This window comes from Bartonella sp. PS7NMGDW (genome assembly GCF_042193585.1).
Lineage (GTDB): Bacteria > Pseudomonadota > Alphaproteobacteria > Rhizobiales > Rhizobiaceae > Bartonella > Bartonella grahamii.
The window spans coordinates 89,292-109,048 of record NZ_JBHILX010000002.1; the positions used below are offsets into that span (position 1 = coordinate 89,292).

At 38.7% G+C, this 19,757-nt stretch carries 18 protein-coding genes; 11 read left to right on the top strand and 7 right to left on the bottom strand.

Annotated features, from left to right (window positions below; translation table 11 throughout):
* Positions 1-203 precede the first annotated feature (203 nt).
* The 5 genes from ACFIKJ_RS01590 to ACFIKJ_RS01610 all read right to left on the bottom strand — a co-directional run bounded on the left by ACFIKJ_RS01590 (position 204) and on the right by ACFIKJ_RS01610 (position 6,553).
* Positions 204-1,037: a heme ABC transporter ATP-binding protein gene (locus ACFIKJ_RS01590; RefSeq protein WP_375625832.1), complete on the bottom strand. Its 834-nt coding sequence runs from the start codon at positions 1,035-1,037 to the stop codon at positions 204-206.
* The gene (locus ACFIKJ_RS01595) at positions 1,034-2,131 is read right to left on the bottom strand and encodes a FecCD family ABC transporter permease (RefSeq protein WP_375625834.1); all 1,098 of its coding nucleotides are present in this window, start codon (positions 2,129-2,131) and stop codon (positions 1,034-1,036) included. The genes ACFIKJ_RS01590 and ACFIKJ_RS01595 overlap by 4 nt, the downstream gene beginning before the upstream one ends.
* Positions 2,132-2,136: 5 nt before the next feature.
* On the bottom strand, positions 2,137-3,039 hold the full coding sequence (locus tag ACFIKJ_RS01600) for a hemin ABC transporter substrate-binding protein (RefSeq protein ID WP_375625048.1): 903 nt from the start codon (positions 3,037-3,039) through the stop codon (positions 2,137-2,139).
* Between the two features lie 18 nt (positions 3,040-3,057).
* Positions 3,058-4,101 (bottom strand): hemin-degrading factor, encoded by a 1,044-nt coding sequence (locus ACFIKJ_RS01605; protein ID WP_375625047.1) that lies wholly within the window; start codon positions 4,099-4,101, stop codon positions 3,058-3,060.
* Between the two features lie 271 nt (positions 4,102-4,372).
* Positions 4,373-6,553 (bottom strand): TonB-dependent hemoglobin/transferrin/lactoferrin family receptor, encoded by a 2,181-nt coding sequence (locus tag ACFIKJ_RS01610; RefSeq protein WP_375670179.1) that lies wholly within the window; start codon positions 6,551-6,553, stop codon positions 4,373-4,375.
* Between the two features lie 244 nt (positions 6,554-6,797).
* On the opposite strand from ACFIKJ_RS01610, the gene ACFIKJ_RS01615 reads away from it, so the two are divergent.
* A complete protein-coding gene (locus ACFIKJ_RS01615; protein WP_375625186.1) occupies positions 6,798-7,580 on the top strand; it encodes a cell envelope integrity protein TolA in 783 nt (260 codons plus the stop codon).
* Positions 7,581-7,822: 242 nt separating this feature from the next.
* Here ACFIKJ_RS01615 and ACFIKJ_RS01620 read toward each other — a convergent pair whose 3' ends face one another.
* On the bottom strand, positions 7,823-9,913 hold the full coding sequence (locus tag ACFIKJ_RS01620) for a lytic transglycosylase domain-containing protein (RefSeq protein WP_375625840.1): 2,091 nt from the start codon (positions 9,911-9,913) through the stop codon (positions 7,823-7,825).
* Positions 9,914-10,165: 252 nt separating this feature from the next.
* Between ACFIKJ_RS01620 and dapA the strand changes: the two genes are divergently transcribed.
* Positions 10,166-11,050, top strand: coding sequence for a 4-hydroxy-tetrahydrodipicolinate synthase (dapA, locus tag ACFIKJ_RS01625; RefSeq protein WP_375625842.1), 885 nt, complete (start codon positions 10,166-10,168; stop codon positions 11,048-11,050).
* Between the two features lie 18 nt (positions 11,051-11,068).
* Entirely contained in the window at positions 11,069-11,545 is a 477-nt protein-coding gene (smpB, locus tag ACFIKJ_RS01630) for an SsrA-binding protein SmpB (protein ID WP_012231306.1), read from the top strand.
* 49 nt (positions 11,546-11,594) lie between these two features.
* On the opposite strand, the gene ACFIKJ_RS01635 is transcribed toward smpB, so the two are convergent.
* The gene (locus ACFIKJ_RS01635) at positions 11,595-12,263 is read right to left on the bottom strand and encodes a uracil-DNA glycosylase (RefSeq protein WP_375625043.1); all 669 of its coding nucleotides are present in this window, start codon (positions 12,261-12,263) and stop codon (positions 11,595-11,597) included.
* A 545-nt stretch (positions 12,264-12,808) separates the two neighbouring features.
* On the opposite strand from ACFIKJ_RS01635, the gene rpoZ reads away from it, so the two are divergent.
* The 8 genes from rpoZ (at position 12,809) to era (ending at position 19,734) form a co-directional block, all read left to right on the top strand.
* A complete protein-coding gene (gene rpoZ / locus ACFIKJ_RS01640) occupies positions 12,809-13,207 on the top strand; it encodes a DNA-directed RNA polymerase subunit omega (RefSeq protein ID WP_375625042.1) in 399 nt (132 codons plus the stop codon).
* Positions 13,208-13,335: 128 nt separating this feature from the next.
* Positions 13,336-15,561: a RelA/SpoT family protein gene (locus ACFIKJ_RS01645; RefSeq protein ID WP_375625041.1), complete on the top strand. Its 2,226-nt coding sequence runs from the start codon at positions 13,336-13,338 to the stop codon at positions 15,559-15,561.
* 16 nt (positions 15,562-15,577) lie between these two features.
* A complete protein-coding gene (gene pyrE, locus ACFIKJ_RS01650) occupies positions 15,578-16,156 on the top strand; it encodes an orotate phosphoribosyltransferase (RefSeq protein WP_375625185.1) in 579 nt (192 codons plus the stop codon).
* A gap of 94 nt (positions 16,157-16,250) precedes the next feature.
* Complete coding sequence (locus tag ACFIKJ_RS01655) at positions 16,251-16,823, top strand: DUF2062 domain-containing protein (RefSeq protein ID WP_375625847.1); 573 nt, start codon at positions 16,251-16,253, stop codon at positions 16,821-16,823.
* 37 nt (positions 16,824-16,860) lie between these two features.
* Positions 16,861-17,262: a holo-ACP synthase gene (gene acpS, locus ACFIKJ_RS01660; RefSeq protein ID WP_375625039.1), complete on the top strand. Its 402-nt coding sequence runs from the start codon at positions 16,861-16,863 to the stop codon at positions 17,260-17,262.
* Between the two features lie 79 nt (positions 17,263-17,341).
* The gene (gene lepB, locus ACFIKJ_RS01665) at positions 17,342-18,154 is read left to right on the top strand and encodes a signal peptidase I (protein ID WP_375653326.1); all 813 of its coding nucleotides are present in this window, start codon (positions 17,342-17,344) and stop codon (positions 18,152-18,154) included.
* Positions 18,135-18,842: a ribonuclease III gene (gene rnc, locus ACFIKJ_RS01670; RefSeq protein ID WP_375625037.1), complete on the top strand. Its 708-nt coding sequence runs from the start codon at positions 18,135-18,137 to the stop codon at positions 18,840-18,842. The genes lepB and rnc overlap by 20 nt, the downstream gene beginning before the upstream one ends.
* Positions 18,835-19,734 carry a GTPase Era gene (era, locus tag ACFIKJ_RS01675; protein WP_375625036.1) on the top strand — a complete coding sequence of 300 codons (900 nt, stop codon included), beginning with the start codon at positions 18,835-18,837 and terminating at the stop codon, positions 19,732-19,734. Before rnc ends, era begins: the two co-directional genes overlap by 8 nt.
* Positions 19,735-19,757: the final 23 nt, after the last annotated feature.

Consider the following 19,757-nt stretch of genomic DNA (forward strand, 5'->3'; position numbering starts at 1 on the left):
TTATCTAACAGCTTGATAGCAAAACAAAATTTCGCATGTTTTTAGTTATGTAAAATCTTGAAAGATTTTAAACTAGTGGTTTTTTCTCAAAATATTTTTAGGGTGTTTGGTTTTCTTTTTTAAAATGACAGATGACAAAAAGAAGTTCATATAAAAATAAAAAAGATTCTTAAATATTTGCATGTTTTATTTTTCTATGGACTTTAGTTTTTAGATTGAAACCGATAGCTTAGAGATCTAATTTCATAGGAGGATGCCGTTTGAGGGAGTATAAATGGGATATCTTCTTTAGGTAATTCAGAAACGTTTAAAGAACAATGATAAACATCGCGGAGATTTTGTGTTGTCAAAACGTTAGTTGCATTTCCTTTGCAATAAATCTCTCCTTCCTTGAGCAAGATCATGTTATCTGCATAATGTGCTGCGAGATTGAGGTCATGAAGAACAGCAAGAACGCCGCCACCAGAATGGGCAAATTGTTTAGCAATATCCATAACGATGATTTGATGTTGAATATCGAGGCTAGCAATAGGTTCATCTAATATCATCCAGCGAGGAATCCCATTATGAACAGGTTTCCAGATTTGGCAAAGGACACGGGCAAGTTGTACTCTAGCTTGTTCTCCACCTGATAATTGGTGATAATACAGGTTGCCATAATCAGAAAGGTCAACGCACTCTAAAGCTTTTTGGATAAGATTTTGCATTTCGGCTTTGGTAATGGTAAATTGGTTTACAGAAAGGCCAAGCCCTACAACTTCATGGACTAAGAATGGAAATACGAGCGTTGTTGATTGTGGTAGCACAGCGCGCATTTTTGCCATTTCATGAGTTTTTGTTTGGCATACATTATAACCATTTAAGGTTATTTTTCCACTGTAAGGAATTTCACCACTCAGAGCTTTGATAAAAGTACTTTTCCCTGATCCATTAGGACCAATAATAATGGTAAAAGCACCACTTTTAGCTTGAAGATTAATGTGTTTAAGAATCTGCTTCTTTCCGCGCTGAACACAAATATTTGTCGCTTTAATCATGAAAAGTCTGTTCCTCGTTTGCATATAAGGATCCATAGAAAGAAAGGAGCACCAAAAAGCGCTGTTACAATCCCAATCGGCAATTCTGCGGGGGCAACAATTAAGCGTGCAAACGTATCAGCAAAAATAAGTAATGCTGCTCCCAAGAGAGCAGAGCAAGGAATGAGATAGCGATGATCAGGACCAATGAGTTGACGTAAAATATGAGGAACAATAATACCAATAAAACCAATACCACCACTGACAGCAACAGCACTACCACACATAAGGGCAACAAGGGGAATAGCAATATTTTTAACGCGTTGAATATGGAAACCAATATGGCCAGCAACAGCTTCTCCAAGAGCAAGGGCATTAAGTGCTCGTGATAAAAAGGGAGAGAAAAGAAGACCAATAACGATGAAAGGGAGAACGAGCCATACTTTCAACCATGTAGCGCCTGCAAGAGAGCCAAGACTCCAAAAAGTGATATCACGGAGTTGTTGGTCATTTGCGATAAAAATCAATGTTCCAACAACTGCACTGCTTAATGCACCAAGAGCAATACCAGCAAGCAGCATGGTTGCAATAGAGGTAAAGCTATTATGCGTTGCTATTATGTAGAGAATAATCGTTGATAAAAGTCCACCAAAAAAAGCACCTATGATAACTTTGTAAGGCTCTAGAAAAGGTGCAAATGAAACAGGAAAAGCAATACCGACAACAATTGCTAAGACTGCTCCAAGTCCAGCACCTGCTGATACACCTATAATTCCAGGATCTGCAAGAGGATTACGGAAAAGCCCTTGCATAAGAACACCGGAGACAGCTAAAGCTGCTCCAATTAACAATCCAAAGATAACACGGGGAAGCCTTATGTCGATAAGCACGAGGTAATCACGCGTTTTACTACTTACTGAAAAATCTTGTGTAAGCATCACATGGAGGAGATCAAGGAAAGAAACCTTTGCGGCACCATTCAAGAGCCCACCAAAAATACTGAAGGTAAGGAATATTATTAAGCTTAATAATAAAACCTTCCCCTGCTTTGAACGGTTTATTTTTTTACCTTCTTTTGTTTCAGGTAAATGCATCATGGATGTACCGTCTACCATTTTTATCAGCTCTTACCGTTTTGATTTGCACCATAAAGTATCTCAATAAGCTCTCTTGATGCGTCTGCAGTGCGTGGACCAAATCCTAAAAAATACATAGCATCCATCTGTTTTATGGCATGATTTTTTGCTGCTGTTGTTGCTTGAACTGCCGGTATGGCTAAAATCTTATCAATGCTAGTTGATCTTGCACCATGTTTTACAAGTAAGATAACATCAGGATCTGATTTCAATAACGCTTCGCCGTTGAGAAGTTTATATCCTTTATAATCGGTGATAGCATTGATAGCACCTGAAAGTTTTATCATACTATCAGCTGCAGTACCTGTTCCAGATGCCATGACGCGTCCATTTTGCACAGAGAAAACAAAAAGAACACGCTTTGGTGTTGTTACTTTCGCCAAAAGCGTATCGTTTTCTAAAAAATTACGCTTCAATTTTTCAATTAACGCAGCGGCTTGAACTTCCCGATGAATGGCTTGACCAACGAGGCGAATCTTTTCTATCACATTTTCACGGGAGTAGTCTTCTGGTATGATCACCAGAGGGATTGATGTTTTTTTGAGAATATCAATTGTTGAAGCGGGACCGCTTCCTTCAACAAGCAATATGCCCTCTGGGGCAAGTGATAAAACACCCTCCGGTGAAAGAGCACGCATATATCCAAGCACAGGAAGCTTGAGCGCTTCTTGCGGGTAGACGCTTGTACTATCACGGGCGACAAGCTGATCTTGGGCACCCAATGCATAGACAATTTCTGTAAGTGCTCCGCCGATAGAAACAATTCGAGCATTTTCAGGAAAACGGGTTGTGGGTTCAGCAATCACTTGTTTAGAAAAACAGGTAAGAGAGAGCAGTAAACATATAAGGAAAAGGTTTGATAACCTATGCAAAAGAGATATGAACATGTCTGACCTTACCTTATCTTAGTTACTGCTGTTTTCTTGGCTCGATGGTAAACCATTCAATAAAGAGCGCCAATCTTCACGTTCTTTTTGGCCCTCCTTGCGTACGCCAAAGAATTGAATAATCATCTCATCATCTTTATCGAAAACTTCAAGTGAGTTGACATATCCATCAATTGTAGGTTTGCGAACACGCCATACCTTCTTGATTCCAGAAACGAGTAAATGGAGGTGAAACTTCTGATCGAGAACATTAAGCCAAGGTCCCATTTGCTTAATATTCTTTACTTGCCCAGTGAAAATTTGGATACATCCTTTATTTCCAACAAAACACATAATTGGTAACTCTTCTTGTGCAACTTGTTTGAGCATCATCTCAACAGCTTCTATTTTTAACTCATCGGCAAATTCATTTCCGGCATGTTTTACGGCATTATGTCGATTAATTTTCAGTTCAGAAATAATTCCATGAAGTTGATGCACATCAGTCATCTGTCGCCAACGATCTCGGAACTTTTCAACATCTAGCTTTGCCGTATCACATTGTACTGGAGTAGGAGCGGGAGAAATATCAAGTGCGGATGATTGATCGTCATGAAGCAACTTTTCAACAAGTGCAGCCCATTCTTCCATATTTGTTGCGTCTTGAGAATAGAGTTTGAAAATAGCAATGCCATATTGATCAAAAAATTGCAGACTTTTCATAGGTGTTCCGAGAATAGTCACGTCATGCTCGAAACCAAACTTCCACTGTTTTGAAAAAATACGCAAGTCAATTTCACCGAGTGTTATCGGAATATGCTGACTTTGAACAATCTTCTCAAAACATCCTGTTATTTCATGGACAGCATTTTCATTCCGTGTTAATGCCATGACTATTCCAAGTTTAGGAGCATTTTCCAAGAGAGTAGCGACATCAGCGCGTAGTTTTTTTGCTTTTCCAATTGTACAATAAGCCGCAATGAGTTCTGCTTCGGATATACCAATAGAGTCCGCGAAATCGCGGTTACGCATTTCTTTTTTTTCTTCACGCAAGTGAATAATCATTTCGGCTGTGTATGACATGGGCTTATCCTTATGTTACCTGTTTAAAGGTTAATTGTTTAATTTTAAAACTCAAAAACAGTGAGTTGAACCACTATCAACTAATGGTTCAACTCACCACCAAAAAAGCCCTTATTTTATCAACAATAGAACAATAAAAACCAATAAATTACAAAGAGTTAAAGCGCAAACCTCAAAATTCGTTGTTCAAAGAACAATGAGAACAGAAACGCAATAATTTATTTTTTATCGATATAACCTTTTTAATTGATCTAATGATTAACAAAAGTGACTAAAATTTTTGCACGAACGAAACTTTAAAGTTGCGACCAGGCTGACTATAATAATCCTTCGGTGTTGAGCCGTCATCGGAAGGAAGATCTGATACATTCCAATATTTTTGATTGAACAGATTATAAACACCAGCCCTTATAACAGGACCCTTTTCACCAAATGGCTTCAACCAACCTGACACATCAATAATATTATAACCTGGAATTTTTTGATAGTCCGATTCCTTAGCAACTTTATCACGTTTGGCAGATGAGGTAAGAACAACGTCTGCTCCCCAGATTTCTTTTGCATATCCGATCCCAACAATCGCTTTTAAAGCTGGAATTGAGTTAAGATATTCATCTTTATCAATATCTTTTCCTTGCGAATAGGCAAGAGCAAAATTGCTATGGAATCCACCATTAAGAGCCAAATGTATTTTTGCTTCAGCACCATAAATACGCACATTTGCACGATTTATATAATGGCGACGTGCTAATGGGAATTCCTCTGATGGACCTTTATCCATAGTGTCTATGAAGTCCTTGTATTGATTGAAAAAGGCACTGACTGAACCACCCAAATTTCTATTTCCATACCTTATACCAACATCATACCCATTGCTCGTTTCTGCTTTAAGATCAGGGTTGCCCTTCGAGTAATAAGCAGAGGGTTTTATATAAGAGACGTAAAGTTCTGCAATACGTGGTGCACGAAAAGCCTGTGCCCATTGGGCATAAAGCGTTACTTGATCACGAACATCCCACTCCACACGTAATTTGGGAGAAAAACGTGAACCATTTCTTTCTGGAGGAAATTTGTCAGAAAGTAGAGCTTTCTCATAAGAAGACGTTTTCTGAGGGACATACTTATACCAATCATAACGAATTCCAGGTGTGATACGGAAATGGTTATCGGCAAGGCCAATTTCATCTTCGAAAACAAAACCCAAATTATAGCCATTTGTATCTGGTGAATCTGACCGATTAGCGGGCACAAAGAGGCATCCCCGTGCATTTTCCGGCAAGTGACAATTATCTTTCCCGAACAAATAATGATGAAACTTAGATGACAAGACATTAGCGGCAAGCTTTAACGTATGGTCTACAGTGCCAATATGAACCTTCTTGAGAGCATCAGCATTGAAACCATAATTGGTATTACGCAAAAAATTATCTCTCAAAAAATCCCCTTTGGGTGCCCGAACACGAAATGAAGTCATAATATCATGACTTGACTGTCTTTGCCAATAAATCTGTCCACGAAACGCATCAAAAAGTGCATCTTCATTGCCGTTATAGTCATAAGAAAGAGAAAGGCGTTCACGGAGTTTGTCGTCCTTGTCATAAACGGAACCACGGGCATAATATCTTTCAGAAGCATTCAATGAATGTGTATCAACATTGTGACCAAAACGTTCTGCTGTAAAACCAAGTCGGTGATTGTCATCAAGGTATTGGTGAATTTTAAAGAGCAAATTATTTTGGTCAAAATGAGCCGGGTTTTTACGTGTGCGCTCTCCATAACCTTCTAGGGTTCCCATATTTTTGCGCTCATGACCTTCCGCATAAGAACCTTGGAAAAGCAAAAACGTTTGTTGAGCACGCATTGCAACAGCTTGATCTACGTGCCAACTATTATCAACAGAATGATAACCACTTCTTATAAGACCACCCCAATTTTTTCCTTCTGTGATAAGATCTTCAGGATCAAGGGTACGCAACGCAACAACTCCTCCCAGTGCACCAGATCCATAAAGACTAGAATCCGGTCCCTGAATAACATCAAGTGTGGAAAGCGCACTAAAGTCAAACATTGTGTTACCACTGTTATTACGCAATATATCATTGAACCACGGAAGAACAATACCATCCACTGTTGTGAGAACACGGTTTGCTTCTAAACCACGAATGACAAAACTGTTATTACTTGGGCTATACCCCACGGTTGGATAAAGACGACTAATATCATAGGCATCAGTTATTTGTTTCTCACGAATATCCTTCGCGGTTTTCCGATCTGTCAGAATAGTGACCGAATCCAAGGCCGTCCCTATTTTTTTCTCTTCAATAACAATTGGTTTGAGTTCAGTGACAGCTCCTCCATCTTTATTTCGTGCAAAAACAAATGAAGGTATACAGACCGATAATGCACTTAAAATCACACAGCTTTTATAGATATTTTTTCGTCTTATTTGCATAACACATCACAACCTTTTTAAACATCCCCTCTCTGTTTTGAAATTTTATTTACATACAAAAAGGCTGGACCCGCTGATTAAAACTTGCCAGCCAAGCAGAAGTGATTTTGCCAACAAGACAAAACCACTAGAAAACCATATTAAACATGATAAAATCAGTCAAGAAAAAAGTTGCAATTTCAAAATAGCCTGTTTTAATGAGATTTACACCAATATTAAGCTTAAAATAGCGGCAGAAGAAACGATGAATTTTGAAAATACGACGCAATTATTAACTCTTTGGATTGGTGCATTTGTTGGAGCTTTATTTTTGCATGTATTATTGGGAGCGCAGTTTTATTTTCAAAGTACGGGTGTAAGTAATAGCTTGCTCTCGTCGGAGATTATGCTGACTTTTGTGCAAGAAACTATCTATCCGGATGTTGATACAGATTTGTCAGATATTCATACAGAGTCGGATATTAATTCGGATATTAATACAGAGCCAAAAGTATTACAGTCTGATCTTTTAGAGAAGGAGTCAGAGGAATTAGAATCCGTGGATGAAGTTCAATCGGAAGAGCCTCAGCATATGGTAGAACAAGATGACTTAAAGTCTTTGGAAGAACCCCTTCCTCAAAAAGTGGAGCATAAAGCGTTTATCAAAAAAACAATACCGATGCCAAAAGCTGTAGTAAAGCGCTCCAATGCAAAGGCGGTACGTTCTTCTTCCACCAACAAGGGCGTCAGTACAGCAGGGCTTGAAGATATGTTGTTAATGGAGTGGTTAGCAAAGGTACAGTCACAATTAGAAAGGCAAAAAAATTATATTGTGGGACAGCGTACCAGTCGTGCAAAAGGAACGGTGAAGTTAGAATTTATGGTGCATAAGCAGGGGAGTATTTTTTCTAGTCGTGTAGCAGTCTCTGCTGGTAATCCGGAACTTGATCGATTAGCGATGGCGGCACTTCAACGCGTTGGTTCTTTTCCACCCCCCCCCCCATCAAAAGTGAATAAAATAATCAGAGTATCCTTGATATTTAGCTGATTTTTTATATGGGGCGCTTTTCTTATAATATATTGATTTAGAATGATAATTCATCATTTTGTATTTGAAATAAAAGATCCTAATAGCATAGGGTTTTCTCATTTTGAATTTATTGATACTGAATCAATTAAAATTACTTGCGTATACATCATAAGCAGGTTGGTATGTGGGTGCTATTTAAAAAGGAATAAAAACACGTCTTATGAACGCTTTCAAAGTACTATTTGGGAAGTTAAGGCATATTATTTCCGTCGACCAGAAAGCAGGTCGGTTTTTATATCTATTTTCCCAGTGAGTCTTGCTTTGTAGACACCATAATTTTCCATGACACGCATCACGTAATTACGTGTTTCTGTATAAGGAATACGCTCAATCCAATCAATGACGTTATCGAGAGATTGTCCTCGAGGATCGCCATAACGTTTTATCCATTCATTGACACGACGGGGACCCGCATTATAGCCAATAAGAGTTAGTATATAGGATCCATTAAAACGTTCCAATTGTTCATTAAGAAAATGGGCACCTAATGTTGCATTATAATGAGCATCACTGCTAAATTTTTTAGGAGACCATGCAATTGAGTGTTTTTTTGCCAATGCTTTTGCTGTTGTAGGAAGCAATTGGAGTATACCTTGTGCACCTGCTTTTGATATGGCTGTTGGATTAAATTCGCTTTCTTGGCGTGCAATGGCATAGATAAGCGATTTTTCTTCTACAGAAATATTAGTAGAAGCTGGTATAGCTCCCAGAGGATGAGAGAGTGCACCGACATTTTTTCCCTGAAAAACAGCCATTTTTCCAATTTTGAGACTGGTATAATAGTCTCCGTTTTTTTCTGCCATAACAGCCAGAAGGGCTAATTCGCCGGGACTTTCTATTTTTTTTCCGAGCTCTCTATAAAAAATTTTAGCAAAATCAGCATAGCCGGCTGCTTCAAGACGTTGAATTGCTTTGATCGCTTTTCGTGCACTAAAATGTTGTCGCTCAGCGGTTGTTGGTTTGGGAAAGGAAACTTTAAGCTTTTTTTGGTTGAGTCGTGCAGCGGCTAATTGACCATAGTAAGTTGCACCAAAATGAGCTGCGCGATGAAAGTATTGCTGGGCATTTTTATGTTCTTCTAGCGTTTCTGCTGTTCGTCCCATCCAGTAATATCCACGTGATGCAGAAAAAGGTAAAGAAGAGAGTTGAGGAATACGTGAAAAATGCTGCATTGCCAATTTAGGGTTATGAAGAAACCGTAGTGCGTACCATCCTGCATGAAACTCAGCATCGATAGCTAATGCAGATGTTATACCAGTGTGCATTGCAACGAGTTGATAAGCAATTTTTGGTTTGTTTAAATCGAGCATTTCACGAGAAAGGGCGCGTTGTTCTTTCCATAATGAATGAGGGTTCATAAGGTGGAATGCATCTTTTGATGTTTTCATCATGAGTGCTGCAGCTGCATTATATTGCTCTGTTCGTCGAAGATGGCGTATTCGAGCAAACTGAAAAAGAGGATCTTTTTGCCATGATCTTTCTACAGCTTTTAATTTTTGTGTAGCTCTAGGATCATTTTTTTCAACGGCCACAAAAGCATCAAAAAGAGATTGAGCATGGGCTAATTTTGCAACGCGTGCTGCTGAATCAAAACGATATGCATACAGCATAAACTGCATGCGTTTCAGATGATCAATAGGTTTTAATGCAGCGCTTGCATTTTTAAGAACAAATATTTCTTCTTTTGCATTAAGCTGTGTTTTATGCCACCATGGCGCAATAACGTGTCGAGCACGAGTGGTTTGTCCCGTTGCAATAAGTGCTTTAGCGAAGAGAGCCATTCCTTGCGCTGTTTGGGGCGGGTGATGAGAAAATTTTTGGATGATTGCGCGTGTGAGGTTGGTTTCGTTAAGAAAAGCACGTTCAGCATTGCGTTGCATCGTTTCTATACCGGGCCATCCTTTTAGCATGTTGATTGCATTAAATATTTCAGAACTTGGTATATCAGCTTGGTTTGATATCCCCAGCGCCCATGTCAAAATATGACGATCAAGGCTATGTTTTTCCATTGAATTACGAAGATTTATTGTTTTTGCAATATTGTTGTTTGCTAGTGCATCTAGCCCAGCTTTCAGTTTCTGAAGTGTAGCAGTATTGTGTAATGTCGTGTGTATCTGTTGAAGAGGCTCTAGAGCTTCTTTTTCGGTAAAGGGAGTAGGGCGCACCAAAGGGATTGGCGCTTTCCCGTGCAAAAGGGGTGTTTGCGCGGATGCACTTGAAAATAAAATTCTTATTGCCAGTATAAGTGCAGTAAAGGTTGATACGAAAAGAGAGGTGGAAAATACACGCATAGAAAAAAGACCTTGAGACCTTGCTTTTTGTAAAAACTTAAGGATTTATAGAACACAAGCATGAAAAACGCGTTAATATAGACGGCTTATTTTAAAAAAATGTGCAACATTTAAGGAGGAATATTTTTATCTTAAGAGGGCTTTTTTTGAAATTCATCTTGCTTCAATGATAGAGCAAGATTATGCTCTATTTAAAATTTATAAAAGGCGATTATTAAAAAAAATAAAAGCGAACATTATAGGGAGTTTATCATGCTCAAGGGAGCTATAACTGCGCTTATTACACCGTTTGATAATAAGGGCGCAATTGATGAGAAGGCGTTTTGTGATTTTATTGAATGGCAGATCACACAAGGGATTAACGGTGTAAGCCCAGTTGGGACAACCGGTGAATCAGCAACGTTAAGTCATGAAGAACATAAGCGGATTATAGAATTGTGTGTTGAGCAGGTCGCAAAGCGTGTTCCTGTTGTTGCTGGAGCGGGATCAAATAGCACAAGTGAGGCTGTAGAGCTTGCACAATACGCGCAAAAAGCTGGTGCAGATGCAGTTTTGGTTGTCACTCCCTATTATAATAGACCAAATCAATCTGGTTTATACAAACATTTTTCTTCCATTGCCAAAGCTGTTTCTATTCCGATTATAATTTATAATATTCCTGGTCGTTCTGTTATCGATATGGCTGTGGAAACGATGAAAGACCTTTATCAAGATTTTAAAAATATCATTGGTGTAAAAGATGCAACGAGCAGAATTGAACGCGTTAGTGAACAACGTGAAAAGTGTGGGAAGGATTTTGTACAGCTTTCCGGTGATGATTGTACAGCGTTAGGTTTTAATGCACATGGAGGTATGGGGTGTATTTCAGTTTCCTCCAATGTTGCTCCAAAGCTGTGTGCAGAGCTTCAAGATGCTTGTTTTCGTGGTGATTATAAAACAGCACGAGAATTAAATGATCGCTTGATGCCTCTTAATCGTGCTGTGTTTATTGAGCCTAGTCCAGCGGGTATTAAATATGCTGCTGCAAAATTAGGATTTTGTGGTGATACTGTGCGTTCTCCGATTGTTCCGTTAACAGAAAGAACAAAGAAGATTATTGATGCAGCCCTCAGTCATGCTGGTATTTTAAAAGCATAAAATGATATTGACAAAGCCATGAATAAAAAAAAGAACGCGCCCGTACGGAAAATAATTGCTGACAATCGTAAAGCACGTTTTAATTTTGAAATCCTTAATAATCTCGAGGCCGGTCTTGTCCTTCAGGGAGCGGAAGTAAAGTCCTTACGTTCTAATCATGCCAATATTGCTGAAAGCTATGCGAGTTTTGAGAATGGGGAATTATGGTTAGTAAACAGCTATATTCCTGAATATACGCAGGCTAATCGTTTTAATCATGAACCGCGACGTTTGCGCAAGTTATTGCTTTCAAAACGTGAGATGGCACGTTTTTTTAATGCAACGTCTCGTGAAGGAATGACGCTTGTTCCTCTTAAACTTTATTTTAATGAACGTGGGCGCGTTAAGTTGGAGATTGCTCTAGCGCGGGGGAAAAAACTTCATGATAAGCGAGAAACAGAAAAAAAACGCGATTGGGGACGTGAAAAAGCAAGACTTTTAAAAAGATATGGATGACGAATGCGATCTAGGTATCCTTTATTTATAGCGCTGGTTTAAAACAGTTTTAGCATTGATCTAAGTATGTTTTTGCTGCTTGAAAAATTTGGTGAAACATGGCGTCTGTCAAGCGTCCAGTATTTGTATTATAACGAGAACAGTGATAGCTTGAAAAGATGCGTAATCTGCCGATGTTATTGATTTCGCCGTGTCCAAAAGGGTGAGCTAAAACTTTTGCATTAAGGGCACGTATCGTTGAATGGTGTGCAATGGTTCCTAAGGTAATAACGGCTTTAAGTTTGGGAAGATTTGTTAAAAGAGGTGAGAAGAAATAGCGGCACGTGTTAATTTCTGCACCGGTGGGTTTATTTTCTGGTGGAACACAACGAACAGAGTTAACGATTGCTGCATCAATCAGTTCAAGAGTATCATCTGCTCTTTCTTCGAAGGTTCCTTGGGCAAAACCAAATTTTTTTAAAGTTGAATAAAGTAAGTGCCCAGCATAATCACCAGTGAACGGACGTCCAGTTCGATTTGCTCCACGTAATCCAGGAGCAAGTCCAACAATAAGAAGGCGCGTTGTGTCTGCTCCTTTATAAGGAAAGAAGGGGCGCACCGGTGCGTTATACCAACTTGGTTCTTTTACACGCCAGTCAGCGATAAACTGATGGAGCCTAGGACATAAATTGCAATTTTTGGGTGGTTCTGGGAAAAGTGATGTTAATTGGTTATTCATGGTGTTAGGCATCAATCGTTTTTTCTATTTTTTTGAGTCTTTTATAGCGTATATGACGGGTTATGTTTTGAGAAACAATCTATAATGAATATAAATAAAATTTAATATAAACTTATTACTAATTATTGTGTAAAGAGAGGTAATCTTTCAGTAATTTATTCGATGAATAAGAGCGTAATACACATGATGTTCAAAGAAAAAATCTCTCTCTTTAAGATAAAATATTATCATAAAAATTATGCATAAGGCTGCCTTTATTGCAAAGGATTTTCAACAGCTGGTATTCTTTTTAAAAGGATAAAGACTCCAGACAAGTATTTTGTCAAGAAAGAGCTCCCTCTGTTTGAAGCCAATCTATTGGAATGCTTTTAAGAGCAGCTTTGATAACGGGCATGAATAGGTTATACATTTTTATAAATTTTCTTAAATAATTTCTTTAATCAAAAAATATAAAAGTTTGTGTTGTTTTTCTTGTGTTTTGTTTTGATTATTGTATATACTTCCCTATCCGCTATTAAATTTTTTTATTTGAGAAAGAGGCATAAATGGCCCGCGTAACGGTAGAAGATTGTATTGATAAAGTTGACAACCGCTTTGAATTGGTACTTTTAGCAGGTCATCGGGCGCGTCAGATTTCACAAGGAGCGCAGATTACGGTTGATCGTGATAATGATAAAAATCCAGTTGTTGCTTTGCGTGAAATAGCAGAAGAAACATTGTCGCCTGCTGATTTAAAGGAAGACCTTATTCATTCGCTGCAAAAGCATGTGGAAGTAGATGAGCCAGAAATGGCAAGTGAATTTATTACCCATTCAGGTGAAGCTGAAAGTGCTTTTAATACGTCGTCGCAAGAAGAAGGTACTTCATTTGATCATATGTCAGAAGAAGAGCTTTTAGCGGGTATTGAAGGTTTGGTTGTTCCAGAAAAAAGTGACGATTATTAATTGCAGCAATTTATGTTACAGGAGTAAAGATACCTTGTCATGTGAGGAGCAATTATTTTTCTTGTCTTTTATTGATAGGACGTGTTCAATAAAGATTAGGGGTGTGAAAAGATAAAGGATATGCTCGTATGATGCGTCAGTGTGAGCTTGTTGGACGTGTTCAACGTTACAAGTCTGACGTAGATGAGGCTCTTTTAAACAGGGCCTATGATTATGCAATGAGAAAGCATGCACATCAAAAGCGTGCGTCAGGTGATCTTTATTTTTCTCATCCTTTAGAAGTTGCTGCTATTTTGACGGATATGCGGTTGGACGAGGCAACGATTGCTGTTGCTCTTTTGCATGATACAATTGAAGATACAAGCGCTACACGAGCAGAAATTGATCAGCTTTTTGGTTCTGAAATTGGGAAGTTGGTTGAAGGACTTACAAAGCTTAATAAGCTTGATCTTGTATCAAAGAAAGCTGTACAGGCAGAAAATCTTCGTAAACTTCTTATTGCTATTTCTGATGATGTTCGCGTTCTTTTAGTCAAACTCGCTGACCGCCTTCATAATATGCGTACCCTTGGTGTTATGCGTGATGATAAACGTCGGCGAATTGCTGAGGAGACGATGGATATTTATGCGCCACTTGCAGGTCGTATGGGTATGCAGGATATGCGCGAGGAATTAGAGGATCTCTCTTTCTTTTATTTAAATCCAGAAGGTTATCGTACGATTACTAATCGACTTTCTGAATTATTGAAACACAACCGTGATTTGCTTTCCACAATTGAAAATGAATTGACAAAGCTTTTTTTCGAGCACGGCATTAAAGCAGATGTTAAAAGCCGTCAGAAAAAATCTTATTCAGTCTTTCGCAAAATGGAAAGTAAAGCATTATCTTTTGAACAGTTATCGGATATTTTTGGTTTTCGTGTGATTGTTGAGTCCGTGAATGATTGTTATCGTGCTCTTGGTGTCATTCATACGACATGGCCAATGGTTCCTGGTCGTTTTAAAGATTATATCTCTATACCAAAGCAAAATGATTATCGTTCCATTCATACAACGATTGTGGGACCATCGCGACAACGTGTTGAGTTGCAAATTAGAACTGCTGCTATGGATGAAATTGCTGAATATGGCGTTGCGGCACATTCCATTTATAAAGAGCAGGGTTCTAATTATTCGGCTTCGAGGTTATCAAATGAAACAAATGCGTATGCATGGTTGCGTCAAACGATTCAATCTTTGTCAGATGGAGATAATCCGGAAGAATTTTTAGAACACACAAAGCTTGAGCTTTTTCAAGATCAAGTTTTTTGTTTTACGCCGAAAGGTCGATTAATTGCTTTTCCTAAAGGAGCTACTCCTATTGATTTTGCTTATGCCGTCCATACCGATATTGGTGATTCTTGTGTGGGTGTGAAAATCAATGGTCGTATTATGCCTTTAATGACCAAATTAAAAAATGGTGATGAGGTTGATATTATTCGTTCACATGCTCAAATTCCGCCGGCTGCATGGGAATTTCTTGTTGTCACAGGTAAAGCACGTTCAGCTATTCGACGAGCAAGTCGTGCTGCGGTACGTAAACAATATTCGGGTTTAGGATATCGTATTCTCGAGCGTTCATTTGAATATATGGGAAAACAATTTTCAAAAGACGTTTTGAAGAAAGTTTTGCCACGTTTAGCACGTAAAGATGTAGAGGATGTATTGGCTGCTGTTGGGCGTGGGGAGCTGTTTTCCGCTGATGTGATTAAAGCGGTTTATCCTGATTATCAAGATCACCGTGTAGTACAAAAGTCATCTTTTAAGCCTGGGGAAGAAGGTTGGTTTAATATTGAGAATGCTCAAGGTATGATTTTTAAAGTTCCAGAAAATGAAAAGAATGAAATGTTCGAGAATCATCAATCTAAAGCATTGCCTATTAGAGGAACCCGTGGAGATATACCCGTACGTTTTTCACCGGAAGGAGCAGTGCCTGGAGATCGGATTGTTGGTATTATGCAGCCTGGGGCTGGGATCATTATTTATCCAATACAGTCTTCAGCTTTGATGGCATATGATGATCAGCCAGAACGATGGATTGATGTCCGCTGGGATATTGATGCCCAAATGAATGAACGTTTTCCTGCACGGATAAACATTTTGGTTGTAAATAGTCCTGGTTCTTTGGCTGAAATTACACAAATAATTTCTGCTAACGATGCCAATATCCAAAATTTATCTTTTATCCGTACAGCACCAGATTTTACAGAAATTATGATTGATTTGGAAGTGTGGGATTTAAAACATTTGAATCGTATTTTTTCTCAGTTAAAAGAGGCGGGTTCAGTAAGTACAGTACGGCGGGTTCATGGATAAAAAGAAAGATTTTGCAATGAATACACAAGATGTCATTGATATTTTTAAACAAGCAGATGCTATTCTAGAAGGGCATTTTATTTTAACATCGGGACGCCATAGTGCGACTTATATGCAAAAAGCGAAAGTATTCATGCATGCTGACTTGACGGAAAAGTTGTGTCGTGGATTAGCTGAAAAAATCAAAAAATCTATCGAGGGAAAAATTGATTATGTTGTTGGTCCCGCAATTGGCGGCCTTATTCCTTCCTATGAAACTTCACGGCACCTTGGTGTTCCTTCTCTTTGGGTAGAGCGTGTAAATGGCATCTTTGAATTGCGTCGTTTTGAAATCAAGAAGGGGGCACGGGTTGTTATCGTTGAAGATATTGTGACAACGGGTCTTTCCATTCGTGAGACTATTGAGGCGCTCGTTGCAGCAGGAGCAGAGGTATTAGCCAGTGCATGTATCCTTGATCGTTCTGGTGGTAAAGTCAATGTTGGAGTTCCATTGATTGCACTTGCTGAATACGAGATAACCTCTTATGCTAGTGATGCACTTCCTGCAGAGCTTTCTGTTCTTCCAGCGATTAAACCAGGTAGTCGAAATATTTAATTGTCTTTCTATTTTTTTTTGTGCAAAAGCTTAAAAAGATTAATTTGGATGATATAGATTATTTCATCATCAAAAGATGTATATTGAGAGTCATATGCTTTTTCGTAGTCGAGAACCAATAGATTTTGTAACGCGTATTCGACTTTGGTTATGGCCACGTCGTTCATTTTCTCGCTCATTTTGCTACATACATAAACGTATTTTGCGTATATCAGCAACACCGCATGAAGTAGCATTAGGGGTTGCTGTTGGCATTTTTTTAGCTTGTTCCCCTTTCTTTGGGTTGCATATTATTTTGGCAATATTTTTATCTTGGCTTTTGCGTGCAAACTTTGCTGCCGCAATCATTGGGACGATTTTTTCTAATCCACTCACATTTTTATTGATTGTCATGGCTGATTATAAAGTAGGGTATTTTTGTTTATCACTTTTTAGCGATGTCAAAGAGATTTCTCTTTCGCAAATTCGTGCTCTATTTAATGGTTTGACATTGTCAAATCTCTCTCTCCTCTTTAAAGGCGCATGGGACACAATTATGAGTCCTATGATTTTAGGTGGAACTCTTTTAGGTATTGTTTTTGGTGGTTTATCTTATATAGGTGTTTACAGAGCAACGGTTCGTTTTAAACAAAAGCGATATCAAAAGATTATAAAAAAAGGCGTTTAAAGAAGCGTTCATCGTAAGAAAGATGGGGTAATATCGTATGATTGTTGGTCTTGGAAATGATCTGGTTGATATACGACGTATTGAGAAAATGTTGGTTCGTTATGGTGAGCGTTTTACCCAACGTATTTTTACGGATATTGAAAGGAATAGATCGGAAAATCTCAAAAAAAGCTCTTCTTCCTATGCAAAAAGATTTGCTGCTAAAGAAGCATGTGCTAAAGCCTTAGGAACGGGAATCGCTTGTGGGATTAATTGGAAAGACATGGGGGTTATTAATTTGCCATCTGGTAAACCAATAATGCAATTAACAAATCGTGCGCAAGTACAACTTCAAAAGTTATTACCTCCTCATCATGATGCAGTTATTCATCTTAGCATAACAGATGATTTTCCTTGGGCACAGGCATTTATTATTATCGAAGCACTTCCACGTGGATAGATGGTGTGAGAGATTGTGCTTTTGTTATTTGAATATTATGATGAAAAAAATTATATCTGTGATGAGAAGGCAGTTGGTGATGATCCAAAAAGATAAAGTGCATAAAAAAGAAAAAAAAGGTGGGGTTCGTGAATTTATTTCTGTTTTAATACAGGCTCTGCTTTTAGCAGCGGTTATTCGGACACTTTTTTTCCAGCCTTTTAGTATTCCTTCCGGTTCAATGCGTCCTACTTTGTTGGTGGGAGATTATCTGTTTGTTTCTAAGTATGCATATGGGTATTCTCGTTTTTCCATCCCATTTTCTCCTCCTCTTTTTTCTGGACGGATTTGGGCATCTCAGCCTCAACGTGGAGATGTGGTCGTTTTTCGCTTACCAAGTAATCCAAAGATTGATTATATAAAACGCGTTGTTGGGCTACCAGGTGATCGTATACAAGTCCGTCAAAGTGTTCTTTATATTAATGATGAGGCTGTTTCCCGTCACTTTATGGGGGAAATTGATAATTCTGATATAACAGAGGTTAACTATCCTGTTGAGGTTTATCGCGAGACAATGCCTAACGGTGTCAGTTATGATACACTTGATTTAGCTTTCATCCCGAAAGTCGATGATACAAAAGTCTTTGAAGTTCCTCAAGGACATTACTTTATGATGGGAGATAACCGCGACAATTCAGATGATAGTCGTTTAGATGTAGGCTATGTTCCAGAAGAAAATCTTATTGGTCGCGCGAGCGTGATTTTCTTTTCCATCAGTAACGGTTCAAGTGCTTGGCAGGTTTGGCGCTGGCCATTTGATGTGCGTTGGAAGCGTTTGTTTTCTTTCATAAATACGGTTCATGATTTGCCGCTTATCAATCAAGGAAACAACGATGAAACGTCTAATGATTGATCAGCTTTTCAAGCTGACGGGGCATCGTTTTAAAGATGAAGAGAGGTTAAAGAAGGCATTAACACACTCGAGTGTGCAAGATTCGGAACAGGGGAATTATGAACGACTAGAGTTTCTAGGGGATCGGGTTTTAGGGCTTTTGATTGCAGAAATGCTGTATCAACTTTTTCCTCAGGCAAGTGAAGGTGAATTATCAGTCCGTTTGAATCATCTGGTCAACGCGCAGACATGTGCTGATATTGCGCGTGAAATGAGGCTGCCTGATATGATCCGTGTTGGTTTTGAGATGAAAAATTTCGAGGGGCGTCGACTCATCAATATGCATGCAGATGTCGTGGAAGCTTTGATTGCCGTGATATATCTCGATGGAGGCTTGGAAAGCGTTCGCCCTTTTATTCAAAAATATTGGCATAGTCGGGCAAAGAAAATGAATGCTGGTCGGCGTGATGCCAAGACCGAATTACAGGAATGGGCGCATATCCAAGGCAATGCACAACCACATTATCAGGTTATAAAACGTTCAGGTCCAGATCACGATCCTGTTTTTATGGTAGAGGTAAGTATTTCTGGGTTTGCTTCAGAGATTGGGCAGGGAAGCTCCAAAAGATATGCCGAAAGAATGGCAGCTGAAAAAATTTTGCGACGAGAGGGTGTATGGAAAACAGTGGGAAAAAATGATCATGAGTGACGTTATGAAAACGCGTTCTGGGTTTGTTGTGCTTATTGGGATGCCTAATGCCGGTAAATCGACATTGGTTAATCAATTGGTTGGAACAAAGGTTTCAATTGTAACGCATAAGGTACAAACAACACGAACTTTAATCCGCGGTATTGTCATTCATGATGATGTGCAAATTGTGTTGGTCGATACACCGGGTGTTTTTCGTCCCCATAAGCGCTTAGAACGTGCCATGGTTTCTGCTGCTTGGGGAGGGGCTAAGAGCGCGGATGTTCTGCTCGTTTTAATTGATGCTCAAAGTGGTCTTTCGGATGAAGTTGATATGATGTTAGATATTGTAAACAACATGAAACAAGAAAAAGTTCTTGTTCTTAATAAGGTTGATACAGTTGTTAAATCATCTCTTCTAGCGTTAACCACTAAAATAAATGAACGTGTAAAGTTTGCGCAAACATTTATGATTTCTGCTCTAAACGGTTCTGGTTGCAAGGATTTACTTCATGCGTTGAGTAATATGATGCAGGAGGGACCATGGTATTATCCGGAAGATCAAATTTCCGATATGCCCATGCGTCATCTTGCTGCTGAAATTACGCGTGAAAAACTTTTTCTTCGTCTTCATGATGAACTTCCTTATTCCTCAACGGTTGAAACAGAAAACTGGGAAGAGCGTTCAGATGGTTCCGTTAAAATTAATCAAGTTATTTATGTTGAGCGTGAGAGTCAGAAAAAAATTGTCTTAGGAGCAAAAGGCGATACAATAAAAGCGATTGGTCAAGCAGCACGTAAAGAACTAATGAAAATTATGGATCAAAAGGTTCATCTTTTTCTCTTTGTGAAAGTGCGCGATAATTGGGATACCGATCCAGAACGTTATCGCGAAATGGGATTGGATTTTTAAAAATAAGATTTTTAAAAATAATT

What these genes read in the sequence shown, in the direction of transcription:
- ACFIKJ_RS01590 (WP_375625832.1), bottom strand. Translation starts at nt 1,037, where the DNA reads ATGATTAAAGCGACAAATATTTGTGTTCAGCGCGGAAAGAAGCAGATT.
- ACFIKJ_RS01595 (WP_375625834.1), bottom strand. Translation starts at nt 2,131, where the DNA reads ATGGTAGACGGTACATCCATGATGCATTTACCTGAAACAAAAGAAGGT.
- ACFIKJ_RS01600 (WP_375625048.1), bottom strand. Translation starts at nt 3,039, where the DNA reads ATGTTCATATCTCTTTTGCATAGGTTATCAAACCTTTTCCTTATATGT.
- ACFIKJ_RS01605 (WP_375625047.1), bottom strand. Translation starts at nt 4,101, where the DNA reads ATGTCATACACAGCCGAAATGATTATTCACTTGCGTGAAGAAAAAAAA.
- ACFIKJ_RS01610 (WP_375670179.1), bottom strand. Translation starts at nt 6,553, where the DNA reads ATGCAAATAAGACGAAAAAATATCTATAAAAGCTGTGTGATTTTAAGT.
- ACFIKJ_RS01615 (WP_375625186.1), top strand. Translation starts at nt 6,798, where the DNA reads ATGAATTTTGAAAATACGACGCAATTATTAACTCTTTGGATTGGTGCA.
- ACFIKJ_RS01620 (WP_375625840.1), bottom strand. Translation starts at nt 9,913, where the DNA reads ATGCGTGTATTTTCCACCTCTCTTTTCGTATCAACCTTTACTGCACTT.
- dapA (WP_375625842.1), top strand. Translation starts at nt 10,166, where the DNA reads ATGCTCAAGGGAGCTATAACTGCGCTTATTACACCGTTTGATAATAAG.
- smpB (WP_012231306.1), top strand. Translation starts at nt 11,069, where the DNA reads ATGAATAAAAAAAAGAACGCGCCCGTACGGAAAATAATTGCTGACAAT.
- ACFIKJ_RS01635 (WP_375625043.1), bottom strand. Translation starts at nt 12,263, where the DNA reads ATGAATAACCAATTAACATCACTTTTCCCAGAACCACCCAAAAATTGC.
- rpoZ (WP_375625042.1), top strand. Translation starts at nt 12,809, where the DNA reads ATGGCCCGCGTAACGGTAGAAGATTGTATTGATAAAGTTGACAACCGC.
- ACFIKJ_RS01645 (WP_375625041.1), top strand. Translation starts at nt 13,336, where the DNA reads ATGATGCGTCAGTGTGAGCTTGTTGGACGTGTTCAACGTTACAAGTCT.
- pyrE (WP_375625185.1), top strand. Translation starts at nt 15,578, where the DNA reads ATGAATACACAAGATGTCATTGATATTTTTAAACAAGCAGATGCTATT.
- ACFIKJ_RS01655 (WP_375625847.1), top strand. Translation starts at nt 16,251, where the DNA reads ATGCTTTTTCGTAGTCGAGAACCAATAGATTTTGTAACGCGTATTCGA.
- acpS (WP_375625039.1), top strand. Translation starts at nt 16,861, where the DNA reads ATGATTGTTGGTCTTGGAAATGATCTGGTTGATATACGACGTATTGAG.
- lepB (WP_375653326.1), top strand. Translation starts at nt 17,342, where the DNA reads ATGATCCAAAAAGATAAAGTGCATAAAAAAGAAAAAAAAGGTGGGGTT.
- rnc (WP_375625037.1), top strand. Translation starts at nt 18,135, where the DNA reads ATGAAACGTCTAATGATTGATCAGCTTTTCAAGCTGACGGGGCATCGT.
- era (WP_375625036.1), top strand. Translation starts at nt 18,835, where the DNA reads ATGAGTGACGTTATGAAAACGCGTTCTGGGTTTGTTGTGCTTATTGGG.